The 18,449-nt window shown below is 47.8% G+C and carries 21 protein-coding genes; 20 read left to right on the top strand and 1 reads right to left on the bottom strand.

Going from position 1 to position 18,449, the window contains the following annotated elements:
• Positions 1-121: 121 nt before the first annotated feature.
• From eutA to eutJ, 17 genes are all read left to right on the top strand, one after another.
• Positions 122-1,552 carry an ethanolamine ammonia-lyase reactivating factor EutA gene (gene eutA / locus ACHAL6_RS03790; RefSeq protein WP_395268905.1) on the top strand — a complete coding sequence of 477 codons (1,431 nt, stop codon included), beginning with the start codon at positions 122-124 and terminating at the stop codon, positions 1,550-1,552.
• Positions 1,553-1,569: 17 nt separating this feature from the next.
• Positions 1,570-2,934, top strand: coding sequence for an ethanolamine ammonia-lyase subunit EutB (locus ACHAL6_RS03785; RefSeq protein ID WP_395268904.1), 1,365 nt, complete (start codon positions 1,570-1,572; stop codon positions 2,932-2,934).
• Positions 2,935-2,952: 18 nt separating this feature from the next.
• Entirely contained in the window at positions 2,953-3,810 is an 858-nt protein-coding gene (gene eutC / locus ACHAL6_RS03780) for an ethanolamine ammonia-lyase subunit EutC (RefSeq protein ID WP_395268973.1), read from the top strand.
• A gap of 22 nt (positions 3,811-3,832) precedes the next feature.
• Complete coding sequence (gene eutL, locus ACHAL6_RS03775) at positions 3,833-4,486, top strand: ethanolamine utilization microcompartment protein EutL (protein ID WP_395268903.1); 654 nt, start codon at positions 3,833-3,835, stop codon at positions 4,484-4,486.
• A gap of 21 nt (positions 4,487-4,507) precedes the next feature.
• Positions 4,508-5,125: a BMC domain-containing protein gene (locus tag ACHAL6_RS03770; protein WP_395268902.1), complete on the top strand. Its 618-nt coding sequence runs from the start codon at positions 4,508-4,510 to the stop codon at positions 5,123-5,125.
• Positions 5,122-6,597 (top strand): acetaldehyde dehydrogenase (acetylating), encoded by a 1,476-nt coding sequence (locus ACHAL6_RS03765; RefSeq protein WP_395268901.1) that lies wholly within the window; start codon positions 5,122-5,124, stop codon positions 6,595-6,597. The genes ACHAL6_RS03770 and ACHAL6_RS03765 overlap by 4 nt, the downstream gene beginning before the upstream one ends.
• 51 nt (positions 6,598-6,648) lie before the next feature.
• Positions 6,649-6,936 carry a BMC domain-containing protein gene (locus ACHAL6_RS03760; RefSeq protein WP_207599689.1) on the top strand — a complete coding sequence of 96 codons (288 nt, stop codon included), beginning with the start codon at positions 6,649-6,651 and terminating at the stop codon, positions 6,934-6,936.
• A 63-nt stretch (positions 6,937-6,999) separates the two neighbouring features.
• Positions 7,000-7,785: a hypothetical protein gene (locus ACHAL6_RS03755; protein ID WP_395268900.1), complete on the top strand. Its 786-nt coding sequence runs from the start codon at positions 7,000-7,002 to the stop codon at positions 7,783-7,785.
• 30 nt (positions 7,786-7,815) lie between these two features.
• Positions 7,816-8,436, top strand: coding sequence for a hypothetical protein (locus ACHAL6_RS03750; RefSeq protein WP_395268899.1), 621 nt, complete (start codon positions 7,816-7,818; stop codon positions 8,434-8,436).
• A 2-nt stretch (positions 8,437-8,438) separates the two neighbouring features.
• A complete protein-coding gene (locus ACHAL6_RS03745) occupies positions 8,439-8,720 on the top strand; it encodes a EutN/CcmL family microcompartment protein (protein WP_395268898.1) in 282 nt (93 codons plus the stop codon).
• Entirely contained in the window at positions 8,717-10,054 is a 1,338-nt protein-coding gene (locus tag ACHAL6_RS03740; protein WP_395268897.1) for a 4Fe-4S dicluster domain-containing protein, read from the top strand. The genes ACHAL6_RS03745 and ACHAL6_RS03740 overlap by 4 nt, the downstream gene beginning before the upstream one ends.
• Positions 10,051-10,596, top strand: coding sequence for a BMC domain-containing protein (locus ACHAL6_RS03735; protein WP_395268896.1), 546 nt, complete (start codon positions 10,051-10,053; stop codon positions 10,594-10,596). Before ACHAL6_RS03740 ends, ACHAL6_RS03735 begins: the two co-directional genes overlap by 4 nt.
• Positions 10,597-10,616: 20 nt before the next feature.
• Positions 10,617-10,913 (top strand): hypothetical protein, encoded by a 297-nt coding sequence (locus tag ACHAL6_RS03730; RefSeq protein WP_395268895.1) that lies wholly within the window; start codon positions 10,617-10,619, stop codon positions 10,911-10,913.
• Between the two features lie 12 nt (positions 10,914-10,925).
• Positions 10,926-12,044: an ethanolamine utilization protein EutH gene (eutH, locus tag ACHAL6_RS03725; protein ID WP_395268894.1), complete on the top strand. Its 1,119-nt coding sequence runs from the start codon at positions 10,926-10,928 to the stop codon at positions 12,042-12,044.
• Between the two features lie 14 nt (positions 12,045-12,058).
• Positions 12,059-12,511, top strand: a complete 453-nt coding sequence (locus ACHAL6_RS03720; RefSeq protein WP_395268893.1) for a cupin domain-containing protein — start codon at positions 12,059-12,061, stop codon at positions 12,509-12,511.
• Between the two features lie 4 nt (positions 12,512-12,515).
• Entirely contained in the window at positions 12,516-13,691 is a 1,176-nt protein-coding gene (locus ACHAL6_RS03715) for a 1-propanol dehydrogenase PduQ (RefSeq protein WP_395268892.1), read from the top strand.
• A gap of 44 nt (positions 13,692-13,735) precedes the next feature.
• On the top strand, positions 13,736-14,566 hold the full coding sequence (eutJ, locus tag ACHAL6_RS03710) for an ethanolamine utilization protein EutJ (RefSeq protein WP_395268891.1): 831 nt from the start codon (positions 13,736-13,738) through the stop codon (positions 14,564-14,566).
• A 182-nt stretch (positions 14,567-14,748) separates the two neighbouring features.
• Here the strand turns inward: eutJ and ACHAL6_RS03705 are convergent, their stop codons facing one another.
• Positions 14,749-15,261, bottom strand: coding sequence for an SOUL family heme-binding protein (locus tag ACHAL6_RS03705; RefSeq protein WP_395268890.1), 513 nt, complete (start codon positions 15,259-15,261; stop codon positions 14,749-14,751).
• Between the two features lie 233 nt (positions 15,262-15,494).
• Here ACHAL6_RS03705 and ACHAL6_RS03700 point away from each other — a divergent pair, with 233 nt between their 5' ends.
• From ACHAL6_RS03700 to manA, 3 genes are all read left to right on the top strand, one after another.
• Positions 15,495-16,361 carry a SatD family protein gene (locus ACHAL6_RS03700; protein ID WP_395268889.1) on the top strand — a complete coding sequence of 289 codons (867 nt, stop codon included), beginning with the start codon at positions 15,495-15,497 and terminating at the stop codon, positions 16,359-16,361.
• Complete coding sequence (locus ACHAL6_RS03695) at positions 16,361-17,170, top strand: DUF3307 domain-containing protein (RefSeq protein WP_395268888.1); 810 nt, start codon at positions 16,361-16,363, stop codon at positions 17,168-17,170. Before ACHAL6_RS03700 ends, ACHAL6_RS03695 begins: the two co-directional genes overlap by 1 nt.
• Before the next feature lie 219 nt (positions 17,171-17,389).
• Complete coding sequence (manA, locus tag ACHAL6_RS03690) at positions 17,390-18,334, top strand: mannose-6-phosphate isomerase, class I (RefSeq protein WP_395268887.1); 945 nt, start codon at positions 17,390-17,392, stop codon at positions 18,332-18,334.
• Positions 18,335-18,449: the final 115 nt, after the last annotated feature.

Genomic DNA, 18,449 nt, shown 5'->3' with positions numbered 1-18,449 from the left:
GGGTTTCTATATATACTTATATGAAACACAATGGGGTGTTTTACGAGTGGCAATGGAGCCGCGAAAGAGCAAAGTATGCTTTTTTGCGGCTATTTTTTCGCTTAAAAGGGGGGAGCAAAATGTGAGAGAAACACTGGTCAGCGTAGGAATCGATGTGGGCACATCCACAACCCAGATCATCTTTTCCGAGATCCAGGTGGAGAACATGGCATCCGGCGCAAGGGTACCCGAATTCAAGATCGTGGACAAGAAAGTGATCTACAAAGGGGCCATCTACTTTACACCCTTGGCCTCCAGAACCCAGATCGATGCAGTGAAGCTCAAGGAAATCATTCAAGGGGAATATGAGAAAGCGGGCATCCTGCCTGAAACCGTGGACAGCGGTGCTGTCATCATCACGGGAGAAACCGCCCGAAAGGAAAACGCCAACAAGATCATGAACATGCTTGTGGGCTACGCCGGAGAATTTGTTGTAGCCACAGCAGGACCGGATCTGGAAGGCATACTGGCAGGAAAAGGATGCGGAGCGGCAGCTGCTTCCGACAAGGAAGGAAAATTCGTCGTCAATCTTGATATCGGTGGAGGCACCACGAACATCGCCGTCTTCAAAGATGGAGATCCCGTGGATACAGCTTGCCTTGACATCGGAGGACGGCTCATCTACTTCGACAAGGAAGGAAGACTGGATTATGTGTCAGAGAGCATCCTGAAGCTGGCAGAGCATAAAGGCATCGACCTTTATGAAGGAATGGTGAGAGATGAGAAAACCATTTCCGACATCGTGAAAGCCATGGCGGAAGTCCTTTACGAATCCGTCACCGTGAAGGTGAACAAGGCACTGGAGCTTGTGGTCAGTAAAAAAGGAAAACTCCTGAAGAAAGAGACGCCCATCGAGAAGGTGAGCTTCTCCGGAGGCGTTTCTGACTACATCTACTTCAATGAGGAGGAGAAGGATTCCTACAAGTACGGAGACATCGGTGTGCTTCTTGGAAGAGCCATCAGAAAGAGATTCGATGAAAGCGCTCTTTCCGTAATGGTTCCGGAAGAAACCATCATGGCCACCGTGGTGGGGGCTGGTACCCAGACCATGGACATCAGCGGAAGCACTATCACATTCACAGGCAATCTGTTTCCCATTAAGAATATCCCCATCGTGGCGGTGACGCCGGCGGAGGAAAGATCGGAAGATCTGAAAAGCATCTTACGGGAAAAACTCTCCTGGTACACCCTGGAAGACGGAAAACAGTGGATTGCAGTATTTCTGAAAGGTCAGAAGAGCATGTCCTATAAAAAAGTGCAGGACCTGGCAGTGATCCTTACGGAAGTTCTGGAAGAGCACTTCAAGGAAAATGAACCCTTTCTGGTGCTGATAGAAGAAGACCTGGCCAAAGTACTCGGTCAGAGCATGCTGCTGCAGCTGAAGAAAAAGAGAGATGTGATCTGCATCGATGGCATTAAAGTTTCGGGAGGTGACTATATCGATATCGGAAAGCCCATCGGGAATGGATCTGTATTACCCGTCATCATCAAAACTATTGTATTCAATTATTGAAAGAGGTGAATAAACACATGAATTTGAAAACCAAGTTGTTTGGGACCGTCTATCAGTTCAATTCTGTGAAAGAAGTCCTTGCGAAAGCCAACGAGGAGAAATCAGGGGATCAGCTGGCGGGCATCGCCGCTGAAAACACTACAGAACGTGTGGCTGCGAAAGAAGTTCTTTCCCATATGCTTCTCAGTGACCTGAGAAACAATCCTGTGGTTCCTTACGAGGAAGACGAAGTCACAAGAGTGATTCAGGATGCTGTCAACGAGACCATCTACAATGAGATCAAGAACTGGACTGTGGGAGAGCTGAGAGAATGGCTTCTGAGCTATGAAGCCACACCAAGAAAGATCAGACACGTGAGCAAGGGGCTCACCAGTGAAATGGTTGCCGCAGTGTGCAAGCTCATGAGCAATATGGACCTGATCTATGCAGCAAAGAAGATCAGAGTACCTGCAACCTGCAACACCACCATCGGACTGGATGGCACATTAAGCATCAGACTCCAGCCGAACCATACCACAGACAATCTGGATGGAATCGCCATTTCCGTCTATGAAGGACTGAGCTATGGTGCAGGAGATGCCGTCATCGGTCTCAATCCGGTGGATGACACAGTAGACAATGTAAAAAGAGTGCTTGAACTCTTCAAGACCATAAAAGACAAATGGGAAATTCCAACTCAGGCCTGCGTTCTTGCCCATGTGACCACACAGATGGAAGCCATCCGTCAAGGTGCACCAACGGATCTGATTTTCCAGAGTATCGCCGGATCCCAGAAGGGAAATGAAGCCTTCGGTATCGATGTGAAGATGCTGGATGAAGCAAGAGAACTGGTACTGAAATACGGCACAAGCCATGGCGAAAACGTCATGTACTTTGAAACAGGACAAGGCGCAGAGCTGTCATCCGATGCACATCATGGAGCCGACCAGGTGACCATGGAAGCCAGATGCTACGGCCTTGCCAAGAGATACAAACCATTCCTGGTCAATACAGTGGTAGGATTCATCGGACCAGAATATCTCTATGACAGCAAACAGGTTATCCGTGCGGGCCTTGAAGACCACTTCATGGGTAAACTATCAGGAATTCCAATGGGCGTAGATGCCTGCTACACCAACCATATGAAGGCAGACCAGAACGACATCGAAAACCTGGCCATTCTACTGACCTCAGCAGGATGCAACTACTTCATGGGTATTCCAAATGGTGATGACATCATGCTGAACTATCAGTGTACAAGCTATCATGATGCACCAAGCTTAAGAGAACTGATGAACCTGACACCAATCAGGGAATTTGAACAGTGGATGGAAAAAATGGGCATCCTGAAAGACGGCAAGCTGACAGAACGTGCCGGTGACGCATCCATATTCTTGGATTGAAAGGAGGGGGAATAAATGATAACTGATAATGAATTAAAAGTACTGATCGAAAAAGTCATGAAAGAAATGAAGAAGGAAGACGCTCCGAAGGCGGAGTCCAGAGATGACAGCAATGGAGAAATAAGAGACATCACGGCAAAGCCCATTCAGGATGTCTTCTATGTACCGAATCCAAAGAACCGTGACCAGTATCTGAAGCTGAAGAAGAAAACGGCAGCAAGAGTCGGAATATGGAGAACCGGACCAAGAAACACAACCGAAACACTCCTGAGATTCCGTGCAGACCATGCAGTGGCTCAGGATGCGGTATTCAGTTATGTGGATGAGGATTTTCTGAAGGAAATGGATCTCTTCACCGTTCAGACCAAGGTGACAGACAAGGATGAATACATCACACGACCAGACCTCGGCAGACAGTTTGATGAAGAGAACACTAAGATGATCAAGGAAAAATGCAAAGCCAAACCTCGTGTTCAGATCTTTGTGGCAGATGGATTAAGTTCCACAGCCATTGAAGCCAATTTAAAGGATATCCTTCCAGCCATCACATCAGGCCTTAAAGGATACGGCATCGATTATGGTACACCATTCTTCGTGAAATACGGAAGAGTCGGTTCCATGGATGAAGTCTCCCAGGCGCTGGACGCAGAGCTTACCATTCTTCTCATCGGTGAAAGACCTGGTCTTGCCACAGGTGAAAGCATGAGCTGCTATATGACCTATAAAGGCTATCCAGGTATTCCTGAAGCAAAGAGAACCGTAGTATCCAATATCCATAAGGATGGTACTCCGGCAGCAGAAGCAGGTGCGCATATCGCATCCGTGATCAAAGTGATACTTGAAAAGAAAATGACCGGTGTAGGTCTGAATCTATAAGGTTAAAGGAGGGAAAACGAAAGTGAAATATGACGCTTTAAAACCAAGCATACTCAGTATGAAAATCATTCCTAACGTCAATCCGGATATGGTCACTGAATTCAAACTGCCAGAAGGACATATGAGCCTTGGGCTCTTCACATCAGACTGTGATGACGTTTCCTACACAGCACTGGATGAAGCTACAAAAAAAGCGGACGTGAAGGTGGTTTATGCCAGATCGTTCTACGGTGGTGCAGCCAATGCCAATACCAAGCTGGCCGGTGAAGTCATCGGAATCATTTCCGGACCGAACCCAGCGGAAGTAAGAAGCGGACTCAATGCCATTGTGGACTTCATCGACAATGAAGCCAGTTTCTACAGCGCAAACGAAGACGACACCATCGCCTACTATGCACACACCATTTCAAGGTCCGGATCCTATCTGTCCGAAGTGGCAGGGATTCCGGAAGGAGAGGCCATCGCGTATCTCATCGCACCACCTCTTGAAGCCATGTATGCGCTGGATGCAGCCATGAAAGCTGCAGATGTCAGAATGGCAGCCTTCTACGGACCTCCATCGGAAACGAACTTCGGTGGCGGACTCCTTACAGGAAGTCAGTCAGCATGTAAGGCAGCCTGTGATGCATTTGCTGAGGCCGTCTGCTTCGTGGCAGACCAGCCTACGAAATATTAGTCGCCATAGGATGGTGATGATATGAAAAACAGCGCATTGGGGCTCATAGAGACATACGGATATGTAGGCGCTGTGGAAGCGGCTGATGCAGCCTTAAAAGCAGCTGATGTATCCCTGGTGGATCTTGTGAAAGTACGTGGAGGAATCATGACGCTGACCCTTATCGGGGAAGTGGCGGCAGTGAAGGCATCGGTGGATGCCGGAGCGGCTTCAGCCGAAAGGCTGGGTGTGCTGCTCACCTCACATGTCATAGCGAGACTGGATGAAGAAGTCTGGTCCATTGTGGAGCCTGACGGGAAAGACCCTGAAGACGATCCGGACCCTTCCGATGAGGAAGAGAAGGAAGAAGAGCATACGGAAGAACCCGATCCGCTGAAGGGGAAAGAAGCGGAAGAGGAAACACCGGATGAACCTTCACCACAGCCAGGGAAGGAAGAGCCTACAGCCAAAGAGAAGAGTCTTCCGAAAGAGGAAAGCTTTTCGAAGGAAACCATGAAAAGCCTGAAGGTGGTTGAGCTTCGAAGGATTGCTCGAAAACTTGACGGCATCAAAATACCGAAGAATCAGATCAAATTCGCAAATAAAGCCGAACTGATGAAAGAAATCAGTGAAGCGCAGGAAAGGAGGAGTAAAGCATGACAACACTAGACCGAGATCTGGCCTCCTTGCAGGAAATGAGAGACCTGGTAAGAAAAGCCAAAGCCGCTCAGAAGGAATACAAGCAGTGTTCACAGGAAAAAATCGACCAGGTCGTAAAAGCGCTGGCCATCAGAATGGAGAAAGAGTCTGAAAATCTGGCGAAGCTTGCGGTGGAAGAAACCGGATACGGAAACGTACCGGACAAGACCGTGAAAAATCTTGTGGCTTCGAAACTTCTTTATGAAAGCATCAAGGACATGAAGACCGTGGGATTCATAAACGAAGACGAGGAGAAGAAAATCTATGAGATCGGCGTACCTGTCGGTGTCATCGCCGGACTTGTTCCTTCCACCAATCCCACATCCACAGCCATCTATAAAGCCATCATCGCTTTGAAAGCAGGAAATGCCATTGTACTTTCACCTCACCCGGCAGCCAAGGGCTGCATACTGGAATCGGTGAAGGGCATGAGGGCGGTTCTTGTGGAAGAAGGAGTACCAGAAGATCTCATCTCCTGCATCTCCATACCCACCATGGAAGCCACAGATGGTCTCATGAAGCATGATGACGTGAATCTCATACTGGCCACAGGTGGATCCGCCATGGTGAAAGCAGCTTACAGCTCAGGAACACCAGCCCTAGGCGTGGGACCCGGAAACGTACCTGTCTTTGTGGAAAGAACTGCGGATCTGCCGTTGGCAGCAAAGCGTATCGTGCAGGGAAAATCGTTCGACAACGGAACCATCTGCGCATCGGAACAGGCACTTGTAGTGGAAGGCGCTGTCTTTGAGCCCATGCTGAAGGAACTGAAGAAACAGGGATGTTACTTCCTGAATGCGGAGGAAAAGGCGCTTATGGACAAACTGGTCCAGAAGCCCCATGGAACACTGAATACGAGAATCGTAGGTAAATCAGCCATCGAAATCGCAGCCATGGCAGGCATCAAGGTGCCTGATGACACCAAGGTGATTCTGGCAGAGGAAAAAGGTGTGGGAAGAGAGTATCCCTTCTCTAGAGAAAAACTTTCACCGCTTCTTGCCCTCTATGTGGAACCGGACTGGCAGAGAGCCTGCGAAAAATGCATCGAGATTCTGGAGTACGGCGGAGAAGGACATTCACTGGGGATCCATTCCAACAACGAAAAGATCATCCGTGAATTCGCATTAAGAAAACCTGCTTCAAGAATTCTTGTGAACACATCCACCACCCACGGTGCCGTCGGTGCCACCACAAACCTTATGCCGGCTCTGACTCTGGGCTGCGGAGCAATCGGAGGAAGTGCAACCTCAGACAACATCAATCCCATGCATCTCATCGACATCAGGCGTATGGCCTATGGCGTGAGAGAAGTGGAAGATGTGGTGGACATGAGCAAAACGCTCGTCGGAAAGAACGGATCAGAGGGAAGCAAGGACTATGACCTGGAACAGGTTGTAAGAAAGATCCTTTCCGAAATGATCAACGCAAAATAATATATTGTAAGCAAACAACAATAATAAACAAAATTTTAGGAGGAATAAAAAATGGCAAACACAAACGCATTAGGTATGATCGAAACTAAGGGACTCGTAGGAGCAATCGAAGCAGCAGACGCAATGGTCAAGGCAGCAAATGTGACACTTATCGGTAAAGAACATGTCGGTGGCGGACTTGTAACAGTTCTTGTACGTGGAGATGTAGGCGCAGTCAAAGCAGCTACAGATGCAGGTGCAGCAGCAGCAGAAAGAGTCGGAGAACTGATTTCCGTTCACGTGATTCCAAGACCACATCAGGAAGTGGAACTGATTCTGCCAAAGAAAGCTGAACTGTAAGACGGGAAAAGGCGCGGACCGCTTCGGCGGTCCGGTAAGTCCACGAAGTAAGGATGTGAAAAGATGGCAGTACTAACAGAATCTCTGCTTAGATCAAAGTGGAAAAATGAAAAATTTACTGAATATGTGGCCAGAAAAAACGAAGTCATCACTCCATCTGCCCGAGAATTTCTGAAAGAAAAGGGTGTGCAGCTGAAGATCGGCGAAAGCGGACCTTCAGATGAGGACAGAAAACACGTCCACAGAGTACCCCATCCTGTTCGTGAGAGAGAAGCCACTTCCAATGTGTCCGATGATCCGAAACGCTACAAGAACTACTATACAGAGGAGTACTACAGCAGAAAGCCCGAGTTCATGACGCAGATCAGAGCCGACCTTCTTGTCTTCAAGGATGATCCCAGGATCATCTTCAGAGGCAGAATCGATTCTCTGGAAGCGGAAATGCTTCGAGGCATGCTTCTGATGAGGCATGAAAAGAATGCGGATCTCTTCAAGGGACTGAAGGACATCTATCTTCACCTGAGAAAGATCATGCGTGCGGAAGTGCTGGGAGAACCCATAAAGAGTTTCAGCGTACTAGGAAAGGATTATGAAGAGATCAGAAAAATCACACACAGTCCCAGTGACCATTTCCCGGGAGGGCATCTGGTCATGACAGGAGAGGAAAAGCCCGCAGTGATCCATCTCAATGTGCTCAGAGCAGCAGTCAGAGAAGTGGAGATCGTTGGCGTAACAGCATTCAGGAACGGGACCGAAGTGGAAAGAAATGATATCATCGAAAGTCTCAACAGGCTTTCCAGTGCACTTTATTATCTGATGATGATCGCCCACTATGGAAAGGGTCAGTAAAGAAGAAATCTCATGGAAAGGAGGGAGAAGATGCAGATCGAAGAAATCGTGAAGAAAGTGCTGGAAGAAATCAGAAAACTGGAGCTTGTGCGAAGTGACCTGAAGAAAATGCTGGTCATCGGGGAAGCACAGTCCTGTGAGAAGGAACTCAGAAGCAGATACGAAGGCAAGTACGAAATGGAATTTGCAGCATGCTTTGACGAAAATGCAGAGTTTGATGTGCTGCTTCTTGCTGAAATCTCTCCGAATACCCTGCAGAAGCTGGCCATGGGGATGAATCCAAGAGTAGGACCGGTGATGGAAGCCCTCATGGGCGGAAAGGAAGTGCTCTATTCTGAAGAAGGACTTCTCCACCGAAAAATGGAAAAAACCTGCCCGAAACCTCTATACAGACTCTATGAGGACTCGGTGAAAAAGATCGGCTCCTTCGGCATCTGTCGGGAAGATGGCTGGGCCAGAAAAAGATCTGGTACGGTGAAGGAACAGGGAAGAAAGAAAAAAGGACTCATCGGAGAGAAAGAGATTCTCCAGATGGTGCAGAATGGGGAGAAGATTCTCTATACAGAGGGTGCCCCTCTGATCACACCACTGGCCAGAGATCTTATGAGAAATCATGGCATCACAGCAGAGAAACGAGAAAGGAGGGAATAACCATGCAGACAGCAAGAGTTGTCGGAAACGTGTGGGCAACAAGAAAGGAACCTTCGCTGAATGGTTTGAAGCTCCTCATTGTTGAACCATACGATCCCAATACCGGAGAGAAATCCAAAGCCATTGTGGCTGCGGATGCAGTCGGTGCAGGCATAGGAGAGCTGGTCATTGTGGTCAGCGGAAGCACTGCAAGAAAGGCACTGAAGCGAGACGACATCGCCGTGGATGCGACCATTGTAGGCATCATCGATGAAGTGGAAGTGGAAGAAGGTGAGGGACGTTGAATTTTCTTGAGAACATCTATGAAGCAGGCGTCATCGGAGAAGGTGGAGCAGGGTTTCCGACCCATATCAAATATGCGGCCAGTCCCAGGTATCTCCTGATCAACGGGGCGGAATGTGAACCGCTGCTTCATACAGACAAGTATCAGATGGAACTGTTCTATAAGGAAATGCTGGAAGCCATTCAGGAAGCGAAGAACTTTCTGAAGGCAGAGCGTGCGGTTCTGGCGACGAAGAAGAAATATCAGGATCTCATCGTACTATTTGAAAAAGAGATCAGAGAGAAGAACTATGACATTGAACTTTTCTCCATGGACAACTTTTACCCCGCAGGAGATGAGCAGATCACGATTTATGAGGCTTTTGAGAGAGCGGTTCCGGCAGGAGGGATTCCCCTTCAGGTGGACATCGTGGTATCCAACATCGCCACCATGAAAAGTATCTACGATGCGCAGAAAGGGATTTCCGTGACGGAGAAGTACATCACCGTCACAGGAGAAGTGAAGGAGCCGAAAGTCATCAAGGTGCCTATCGGCATCACCATCGGAGAATGCATAAAAGCGGTAGGTGGCAGTACGCTAGATGAATACATGGTGCTCACAGGAGGACCCATGATGGGAAGATTCCTTACCCAGGAAGAGGCGGAAATCGCCGTGGTTCGAAAGACCTCGGGGGGAATCATACTGATACCCAGGAATCACACACTGGTGGAAAGAGGGACCAAGTCTCTTCAGGCCATCAAGAATGAAACGAGAGCCGCCTGCATCCAGTGCAATTTCTGCACCCAGTACTGTCCCAGATATCTCATCGGACATCCGCTCCATCCTCATAAGATCATGAGGGCTTTTGGTGTGAACGATGTCTATGATGAACGCTTCGCTGAAGCGGCCTTGTGCTGCGAATGCGGTATATGCGAGCTTTTCGCCTGTCCCATGAACATCTCACCAAGAATCGTCAACAGTTTCCTGAAAAAGGAACTGAGAAAAAACGGCATCAAGGTGGAGTTTGAGACGGGACCGGCACTCCCTGAAAGAGAGAACAGATACGTGCCCATCGACAGGCTTTTATCCAGACTCGATATCAGGAAATACTATGACAGGGGAAAACCTTCCTTTATGGAAGTGACCACAGATAAGGTGACCATCCCTCTCGGGCAGCACATCGGGAAACCCGCCACTGCCTGCGTGAAGGTGGGAGACCTCGTTTCAAAGGGGCAGGTCATAGGAGAAATCGAAATGAAAGACATGGGGGCACGTGTCCATGCGTCCATCACAGGTAGAGTAACCCATGTGGACGATGCGGTGACCATAGAATCCGAAAGGAGGGAAGAAGCTTGAAAACCATTGGAATGCTGGAATTCACCAGTATATGCAGAGGCATCGAGGCAGCGGATACCATGATCAAGGCTGGAGATGTGGAACTTGTTACGGCAAAGACCGCCTGTCCAGGGAAATACATGATCATCGTCACTGGAGATGTCGGCGCTGTGAAAGCGTCCGTCGCGGCAGGGGAAGAAGTGGGCAAACACTATATCGTGGACCGACTGGTTCTTGCCAATGCGCATCCTCAGACCATACGAAGCGTACAGGGTGTAAATGATGTGAAATTCTTTGATGCCCTTGGCGTCATGGAATTCTATTCACTGACCAGTGCGGTATGTGCAGCGGATGCTGCCGTGAAGTCCGGTCTTATAGAGCTTATCGAAATCAGGCTCGGCATGGCCATCGGTGGCAAAGCCTTTGTTACCCTCACCGGAGATGTGGGATCCGTCAAGGCAGCTATAGATGCTGGAAGAAGAGCTTCCGTAAAGGAAGGACTGCTTCTTGAATCCGTGGTGATTCCATCCCCAAGCAAAGAACTTTATTATAAATTACTGTAGGAGACAAGGAGGTCTTTGAAATGAGCAGGACCCTCATTACCAGACAGAACTACAGGGAATTTTTGAACCCGGATGAGAAATCAGTGAGCATCTGTAGCGGGATGATCCTTACACCGGGGGCAAAAGACTTTCTGAGAGAACAGCAGATTAGAATCATTTATGAGGATCAGAAGAAGGAAGAACCAGGAAGAAAGTGTTCAGAGGAAGTGAAAGAATGTCCACTGACGGAAAGGGTCTACCTGATGATGAAAGAGGAGTTTGGCACTGACGACCGTAACCTGGCACAGAAAATTGCAAGCTTGATTACAAGTGAATAGGGGGGAATAACAATGCAAATCAGCGACATTATCATCTATATCATGGTCATATTCATGGCTTTGGGTGCACTGGATAAAATCATCGGAAACAAATTCGGACTCGGCGAAAAGTTTGATGAAGGTATCATGGCAATGGGTACACTGGCCGTGGCTATGGTCGGTGTTATATCCATCGCACCGGTCCTTGCAAAACTGCTCGGACCAGTCATTGAACCGGTCTACACATTCCTGGGGGCTGACCCTGCGATGTTTGCGACCACACTTCTTGCCAATGACATGGGCGGATATCCGCTGGCCATGGAACTTGCGAAAACCCAGGAAGCTGGACTTTTTGCAGGACTCATCGTCGGCGCCATGATGGGACCAACCATCGTGTTCACCATTCCGGTAGCCCTTGGTATCATCAGGAAGGAAGACCATCCATACCTGGCCAAAGGTGTACTTGCCGGTATCATCACCATTCCAATCGGATCTTTTGTCGGTGGACTGGTTGCTGGTTTCAGCATCGGTATGGTTGTAGCGAATCTCGTACCCATCATCATCGTGGCAGCACTCATCGCATTCGGACTATGGAAGATTCCGGATAAGATGATCAGAGGATTCAACCGTTTCGGACAAGGTGTCGTCATCGTCATCACCATCGCCACCGCAGCAATCATCATAGAAACTCTTACAGGCATTGTGGTCATTCCTGGAATGGCTCCAGTCTGGGACGGTATCGAAATCGTAGGTGCCATCGCCATCACACTGGCTGGTGCATTCCCTATGGTCTATGTGATCACAAAAGTTTTCAAGAAGCCGCTTATGGCAGCTGGTAAACTTCTTGGCATGGGCGATGTAGCCGCAGCAGGTATGGTAGCTACCCTTGCAAACAACATTCCGATGTTCGGTATGATGAAGGACATGGACAATCGTGGTAAGGTCATCAACACAGCTTTCGCAGTCAGTGCGGCTTTTGTTTTCGGAGACCACCTTGGCTTCACAGCCGGTGTAAACCGTGAAATGATTTTCCCTGTGGTTGTAGGTAAACTAGTTGGTGGTATCACCGCTGTGGCTCTGGCCATGCTGATCACACCGAAGAATACTGCTGCAGATATACCTGTACCAGAAGAAGAAGTAGTGCAAAATTAGAAAGAAGGGATAATATGCAGATCAATCAGGAGAAACTGGAAGCGATTATCCGAAAAGTGCTTATGGAAGAAATGGGTGGCGCAAAGCCACCCATAGATAAGCATGTGGATGAGAAAAGCGGCGTTCTGGTGGTCAAGGGGAGAAGTGTGAAACCGGAGCCCTTTGATACTGGAAAACCAGGTACAAAGGTTTTTCTGTCAGACATCATGACGCTGGAGGAAAGCCCACGACTTATGGCAGGAATCATGGAGATGGATGAATCCAGTTTTCCATGGACCCTGGAATACGACGAAGTGGACTACATCATTGACGGCGTACTTGAAATCAAGATCAACGATTCCGTGGTGAGAGGAGTGGCAGGAGACATCATCTTCATTCCGAAGGGATCCTCCATTTCCTTTGTATCACCTGGAAAATCAAGATTTCTTTATGTAACATATCCTGCCGACTGGGCAGAACAGGAGTAGAATCATGAGCAGGTATGAATTTCAGATCAAACCGAATATATGGTACGGGAAATACAGCCTGCGTAAGCTTTATAACGTTCCTTTCAGAAAGGTTTGTATTGTCACGGACAAGTCCATGGTGGAGCTTGGCATGCTGAAACCTGTCTTAAGCATTCTGAACGATCTTAATGTATCCTACAGAATCTTTGATGAGGTGGAACCGGATCCTTCCCTGGAGACGATTCTAAGCGGCCTTTCGCACATACTGGTGACGAAGCCTGACCTCCTAATAGCCGTTGGTGGTGGATCTGTCATAGATGCGGCCAAAGCAATCATCTTCTTCTGCCTCAGGGTGAAAGAAGAAGTCATTAAACCGGAGAAGATTGTAAAACCGTTCTTTGTGGCAGTTCCGACTACCAGTGGAACTGGGTCGGAAGTGACATCCTATTCCGTGATCACGGATAGGAAGAACAACCTGAAGATACCGCTGAAGGACAAGAGAATGCTGCCGGATGTGGCCGTGCTGGATCCGGTTTTCACCTCTACACTGCCGAAGAAAGTCATCGCCAATGCAGGCATCGATGTGATGACCCACGCGGTGGAAGCTTATGTATCCCGTGAACATCATGAAATGTCTGACTTCTATGCACTGGAGGCGGCGCGGAAAGTTTCCGTGAGTCTCCGGAAGATGTATGATGACATATCTGACGATGAAGCACGTATGGAGATGCACATGGCATCCTGCTATGCAGGCGTCGCTTTCGAGAACAGCGGACTGGGACTCAATCATGGCATGGCCCATGCGCTGGGCGCGAAATTCAAGCTTCCCCATGGACTGGCCAATGCACTGCTCATGCCCCATATCATACGATACAACATGAATGAACCCATCTATGGGATTGAAGCGGAAAAAAGATACGGAAAGATGGCGGAATCCATGAGAACATCCGAGGGCATGGCCAAAGGATGGGAAGACAGTCTCATAAGTGAGCTTAAAAACCTGATGAAGCATCTGGAACTTCCAGATTCCATCAGCGCATGCGGCATAGACGAAAATGAATTCATGGCCGCATTGCCGGACATGGTGAAAAAGGCTTTGAATGATTTCACCACGGGCAGCAATCCCAGAAAGGCAACGCCTGAAGATGTCGTGAAGATATACATCAGTGCGTATTACGGTTCAGACGACATACCTTTATAAATCAAAAAATGTGAGTATAACAGCAACGATGCAGGAGGAAGGACATGAGTAAGAAACTGAGCGCAGCCAATGAACGAATCAGGGAACTGGAAAAGGTTCTGAAGGAAACGAATCTCCCGGAGAAAAACGAAAAAGTCAGACTGGGTGTGGATTTGGGAACAGCCTATATCGTTCTGGTTGCTCTTGGAGAAGACGATCGGCCGCTGGCGCTGGAGCTTGAGTATGCAGAAGTTGTTCGAGACGGGCTTGTGGTGGATTTCATGGGTGCAAGGACCATTGTATCCAGACTGAAGAAAAAACTGGAGGAGAGACTGAATATCGAGCTTACAGAGGCATCCATTGCCGTTCCGCCCGGAACCCAGCCTGGAGATCAGAAAACCCATAAATATGTGGTGGAGGGTGCCGGTCTAGAAGTGACTGAAATCCTCGATGAACCTACAGCTGCCAACGGGGTACTGGGCATCACAGATGGAGCCATTGTGGATATCGGTGGTGGAACCACCGGAATCTCCATACTGCAGAATGGGAAGGTGGTCTATGTGGCAGACGAAGCCACAGGAGGAACCCATCTCAGCCTGGTTCTGGCAGGACATTTCAGGATTCCTTTCGGTGAAGCGGAGAATATGAAGAAAGACCCGAAGAAGCAGAATGAAATCATCGGTCTTGTGAGACCCGTGGTGGAAAAGATGGCAAGTATCGTAAAGAAGCATATCGAAGGATATGATGTCCACGATATCTATCTGGTTGGGGGAACCTGCTGCTTATACGGAATCGAAAAAGTGTTTGAGGATGCTCTGGGTATTCCCGTGAGTAAACCGAAAAATCCGTTTCTAGTGACACCCTTGGGCATTGCAAAGGGTTCGGAAAAACCATGATCGTCTGATTAAAATACATCAAATGTTGAAGGGGCTGATGAAGATCAGTCTCTTTTAGTTGATACGGTATTTCGTGTCACTATAGTATGAATATGAATGGGAATCGGCAGTTCAGAAATGAAAGAGCAATGATCCTGAACCAGAAAACTGATTCAGGATCATTGCTCTTTCCAAGTAGAATCTCACCTCTGTGTCTGGACATCGATGAGAATCTCGTTTCTTCTGAATATGGGAGGAATGAATGGCGGATTGTAGCGGGCAAGTCTGAAGTTTCCGGAAGGGTTCAGTCCTTTTTTTCGGATCCAGACAAGGAGCTCCTTTTCATGGTCTTTAATTTTCTTCTCCGTTGCAGAACCTGAAAAAGTGACGGATGCAGTAAGTCTGGGCTCGTTTCTTCTGATCTTCACCCTGGGACTGGAAGGATTCGGTGGAGCATCGTCTGAATATTTCGATGGCATGACAAATTCCGTGGTGATATGCTCTTCTTTCATCTCATTGAATACAGGGGTGGTCATGGAGATTTTTGTCTGGTCTTCATTGCTGCCGCTGATGTAGTCGAAAATCTGACGGAAACCATAGGAACCCTCCAGCGTATCCTCTTCCACCGCGGCAGTGTAGAAAGCATCGTACTGACGGATTTCGAAAGAACCTTCTTTCTCGACTACCTTATAGGGAGCAGTCTCGTATTTTGACATGGAATCACCTCCGATGTTCCTGTGATGGGGATCTTTTGAGTTCATTATATCTCTATTTTCCGAATCGGTATACAGATAGCAGCAGGGAGAATGATCGCTGTGAATTCCTTTCTGAACGGGAATGTTCTTATAAAGGGTTAAAACTAGGAAAAAGCATAAAACGGGTTATAAATAGGAAAAATATTGATTTATTGCATTTATCTGCTATGATGAAGAAAAGGGAGGTCAGACAGATGGGCAATGGCAATACAGAAAGCAGACTGCATATTAAAGAACTGAAAGAGCAGTTCAGAAATCAGAAAATGATCAGTGTGGATGATTTTCAGGCATTTTATACGGAGCTCTTTGGCAGCATCAAGAAAAACACCGTAAGCTCGTATATCTATCAGCTGAAAAAGCGGGGCGTCATCAGAAATGTTTCCAGAGGACAGTATGCGATCAGAGGTGCAAAGAGAGAAGAAGGGAATGAATACATGGTCATCACCATGGACATCAGCAAATCCACCAGGACAGACTATAAAGAGTTCAACCGGCTGCTTCAGGAGAAGATCGAGAAGATCAATGAAGCCATTGTCCGGATTTACGGACAGCACAGAGCGTATCATATTTCTCAGGGAGATGAAATACAGATCCTGTTTCCATTTCAGGATGGACTTGGGAGCCTCATGATGCTGACCCTGAGTCATCTGAGTCCATACGAAGTCAGATATGGAATCAGCATCGGGGAAGTGGACGGAGAGCTGAAAAAGAACTCCTGGGAGATGAACGGGCCTATCTTCTGGAATGCGAGAGATCAGCTGGAAGCGGTGAAGAAGAAAAGCGGCTACAGTGGAAGAATCATCAGCGGATACAGTGAAACGGATCAGATGTGCAATCATCTTCTGCCGCTGATAAACAGCACCATCGACAGAATCACCGAAAAGCAGTGGGAAGCCATCAGGTATGAACTGCTGGGCGTGGAGCTGGAGAAGACGCTTGAAAGCATCGGCATCAGCAAAACAAGTTATTATGAAAGACTGCGTGCATCGAGCCTGGAAGAAATTCTGCTTTCTTTCAGAGCTATATTCGACCTGATGAAGGCAAGGAGGGAGATCAACTGATGTTTACCCTGAGTATGCTCATTTCTCACACGCTTACAGACTTTGTGATTCAGACAGACAACATGGTGAAGGCGAAATCGGAAAGGAGACTCAAGGGATACCTTCTTCATGGAGCAGCACTTCTGCTTACTTCTCTTCCTTTTCTGATGCTCCTTGATGGGAGCGGCATGAGAAAAGCTATTTCGAAAGTGCTGATCATCATCGCCTCCCATCTGGTCATAGATTATCTGAAGGAAGGGGTTCATAAGCATCTGGAGAGAAAAGCTGCGGCTAAAATTTCAAGGCTTCTGCTATTCCTGTCGGATCAGGCTCTCCACATAGCTGTCATTCTAGTGGTCACTTCGGGAAGCTCCATGGAATATAATGGACTTAGCCTGTGGCTCACGGATACCTTTCTGAGAAATAATGAAGTCACCTATGAAAGTGTGAAACGGATCTTTCTGGTACTCTACATTTCCTTTTCCGGTGCCTACTTCATCCCACTGATGCTGGACAAGGTCTATGAGAAAGTGGTGGGCTATACAGACATCCTTAATGAGATACTGAAAGTGGGAGAGGATGAGATTGCTCATGGCTTCATCGATGAAGTGAAGGCAGGAAAGTGGATCGGAATTCTGGAAAGAGTCCTCATGGTGATCTTTCTCTATTCCAATCAGTTCTCATCCATTGGATTCATCATTGCCGTGAAGTCATTGGCCAGATTCAAGATGATGGAGAACAAGATTTTTGCGGAATACTATCTTATGGGTACGTTGTTCAGTGTAGTCTACACCTTTCTCGTCTATGGCGCACTGGAGAGCGTTCTTTAGAGCAGCTGCAAGAAGCTGAGAAGTGAGAAAAAATCGAAATGAGACATAGCATTCCATCACCATCAGGTGGCCTTAGGGTCACCTTTTCCACACCTGACAAATAGTAGAATATATGCTCCGGACGGGAAAGCTGCTTCATGAAGAAGCTTTCAATCATAGCATCCTGGGTTATAATGGGATTAGGAAATAACGACAACAGAAGAACAAGTGAGGGATAACATGCAGGAAATACTGAAACTGAAACCCATTTTCCAGGAAAGAATCTGGGGTGGGGACAAACTGAAAAAGCACTTTGATTATGACATTCCAAGTGATCATACCGGGGAATGCTGGGCCATCTCCGCCCATAGGAATGGAGACTGCATCATTGAAAATGGTGCGCTGAAAGGAATGCATCTTTCAGAAGTCTACGATAAATACAGAGAGCTTTTCGGAAGCGCCGAATCACCGGTGTTTCCGCTTCTGACGAAGATTCTTGATGCCAGTGACGACCTGAGTGTTCAGGTGCATCCGGATGACGAATACGCCATGCAGAACGAGGATGACTTAGGGAAGACGGAATGCTGGTACATCATCGACTGCGAGGAAAACGCGGAAATGATCTATGGACATCAGGCAAAGACCAGGGAAGAACTGGTGGGAATGATTGACGAGGGAAAATGGGATGCGCTGCTTCAGAGAATCAGCATCAAGCCAGGAGACTTCTTCTATGTGCCTTCAGGAACCATCCATGCGCTGTGCAAGGGCACGCTGGTACTGGAGACCCAGCAGTCCTCCGACACCACGTACAGGGTCTATGACTATGATAGAGTGGATGAGAAGGGAGAGAAGAGACAGCTTCATATCGAAGAAGCCAAGAAGGTCCTCAGTGTCCCACATAAGGGCAGCACAGTGGAGCCTGTAACGATAGAAGAAGAGAATCTTACTGTAACCAAATACACCTCCACAAGATTTTTCACGGTAGAAAAATGGACGGTAAACGGGAAAGCGGACAAGAAGCTTAAGGAGTTCACTTTAGTCAGTGTGCTCAGCGGACAAGGCCTGGTCAATGGCCTTGAAGTGAAGAAGGGAGACCACTTCATTCTTACTTCTGCATGCAAGGAGGCGCATTTTGAAGGAAATCTGGAGATGATCGTTTCCTGGATTGACAGGATTCCCTGCTGATCGGACTTAGCTTATAAATAAAGAATCAGAGAAGGATAGTGTGAAGTGATGGATGCTATCCTTTTTTCTATGGGAATATGAATAGGTTCAATGAAGTGATTTCTAATTCTCTCTG

This window comes from Proteiniclasticum sp. C24MP (genome assembly GCF_043951855.1).
Lineage (GTDB): Bacteria > Bacillota > Clostridia > Clostridiales > Clostridiaceae > Proteiniclasticum.
The sequence above is the reverse complement of the archived record's forward strand: the minus strand, read 5'-3'. Positions and strand labels throughout refer to the sequence as shown.

What these genes read in the sequence shown, in the direction of transcription:
- ACHAL6_RS03785 (WP_395268904.1), top strand. Translation starts at nt 1,570, where the DNA reads ATGAATTTGAAAACCAAGTTGTTTGGGACCGTCTATCAGTTCAATTCT.
- ACHAL6_RS03770 (WP_395268902.1), top strand. Translation starts at nt 4,508, where the DNA reads ATGAAAAACAGCGCATTGGGGCTCATAGAGACATACGGATATGTAGGC.
- ACHAL6_RS03765 (WP_395268901.1), top strand. Translation starts at nt 5,122, where the DNA reads ATGACAACACTAGACCGAGATCTGGCCTCCTTGCAGGAAATGAGAGAC.
- ACHAL6_RS03760 (WP_207599689.1), top strand. Translation starts at nt 6,649, where the DNA reads ATGGCAAACACAAACGCATTAGGTATGATCGAAACTAAGGGACTCGTA.
- ACHAL6_RS03755 (WP_395268900.1), top strand. Translation starts at nt 7,000, where the DNA reads ATGGCAGTACTAACAGAATCTCTGCTTAGATCAAAGTGGAAAAATGAA.
- ACHAL6_RS03750 (WP_395268899.1), top strand. Translation starts at nt 7,816, where the DNA reads ATGCAGATCGAAGAAATCGTGAAGAAAGTGCTGGAAGAAATCAGAAAA.
- ACHAL6_RS03745 (WP_395268898.1), top strand. Translation starts at nt 8,439, where the DNA reads ATGCAGACAGCAAGAGTTGTCGGAAACGTGTGGGCAACAAGAAAGGAA.
- ACHAL6_RS03730 (WP_395268895.1), top strand. Translation starts at nt 10,617, where the DNA reads ATGAGCAGGACCCTCATTACCAGACAGAACTACAGGGAATTTTTGAAC.
- eutH (WP_395268894.1), top strand. Translation starts at nt 10,926, where the DNA reads ATGCAAATCAGCGACATTATCATCTATATCATGGTCATATTCATGGCT.
- ACHAL6_RS03720 (WP_395268893.1), top strand. Translation starts at nt 12,059, where the DNA reads ATGCAGATCAATCAGGAGAAACTGGAAGCGATTATCCGAAAAGTGCTT.
- ACHAL6_RS03715 (WP_395268892.1), top strand. Translation starts at nt 12,516, where the DNA reads ATGAGCAGGTATGAATTTCAGATCAAACCGAATATATGGTACGGGAAA.
- eutJ (WP_395268891.1), top strand. Translation starts at nt 13,736, where the DNA reads ATGAGTAAGAAACTGAGCGCAGCCAATGAACGAATCAGGGAACTGGAA.
- ACHAL6_RS03705 (WP_395268890.1), bottom strand. Translation starts at nt 15,261, where the DNA reads ATGTCAAAATACGAGACTGCTCCCTATAAGGTAGTCGAGAAAGAAGGT.
- ACHAL6_RS03700 (WP_395268889.1), top strand. Translation starts at nt 15,495, where the DNA reads ATGGGCAATGGCAATACAGAAAGCAGACTGCATATTAAAGAACTGAAA.
- ACHAL6_RS03695 (WP_395268888.1), top strand. Translation starts at nt 16,361, where the DNA reads ATGTTTACCCTGAGTATGCTCATTTCTCACACGCTTACAGACTTTGTG.
- manA (WP_395268887.1), top strand. Translation starts at nt 17,390, where the DNA reads ATGCAGGAAATACTGAAACTGAAACCCATTTTCCAGGAAAGAATCTGG.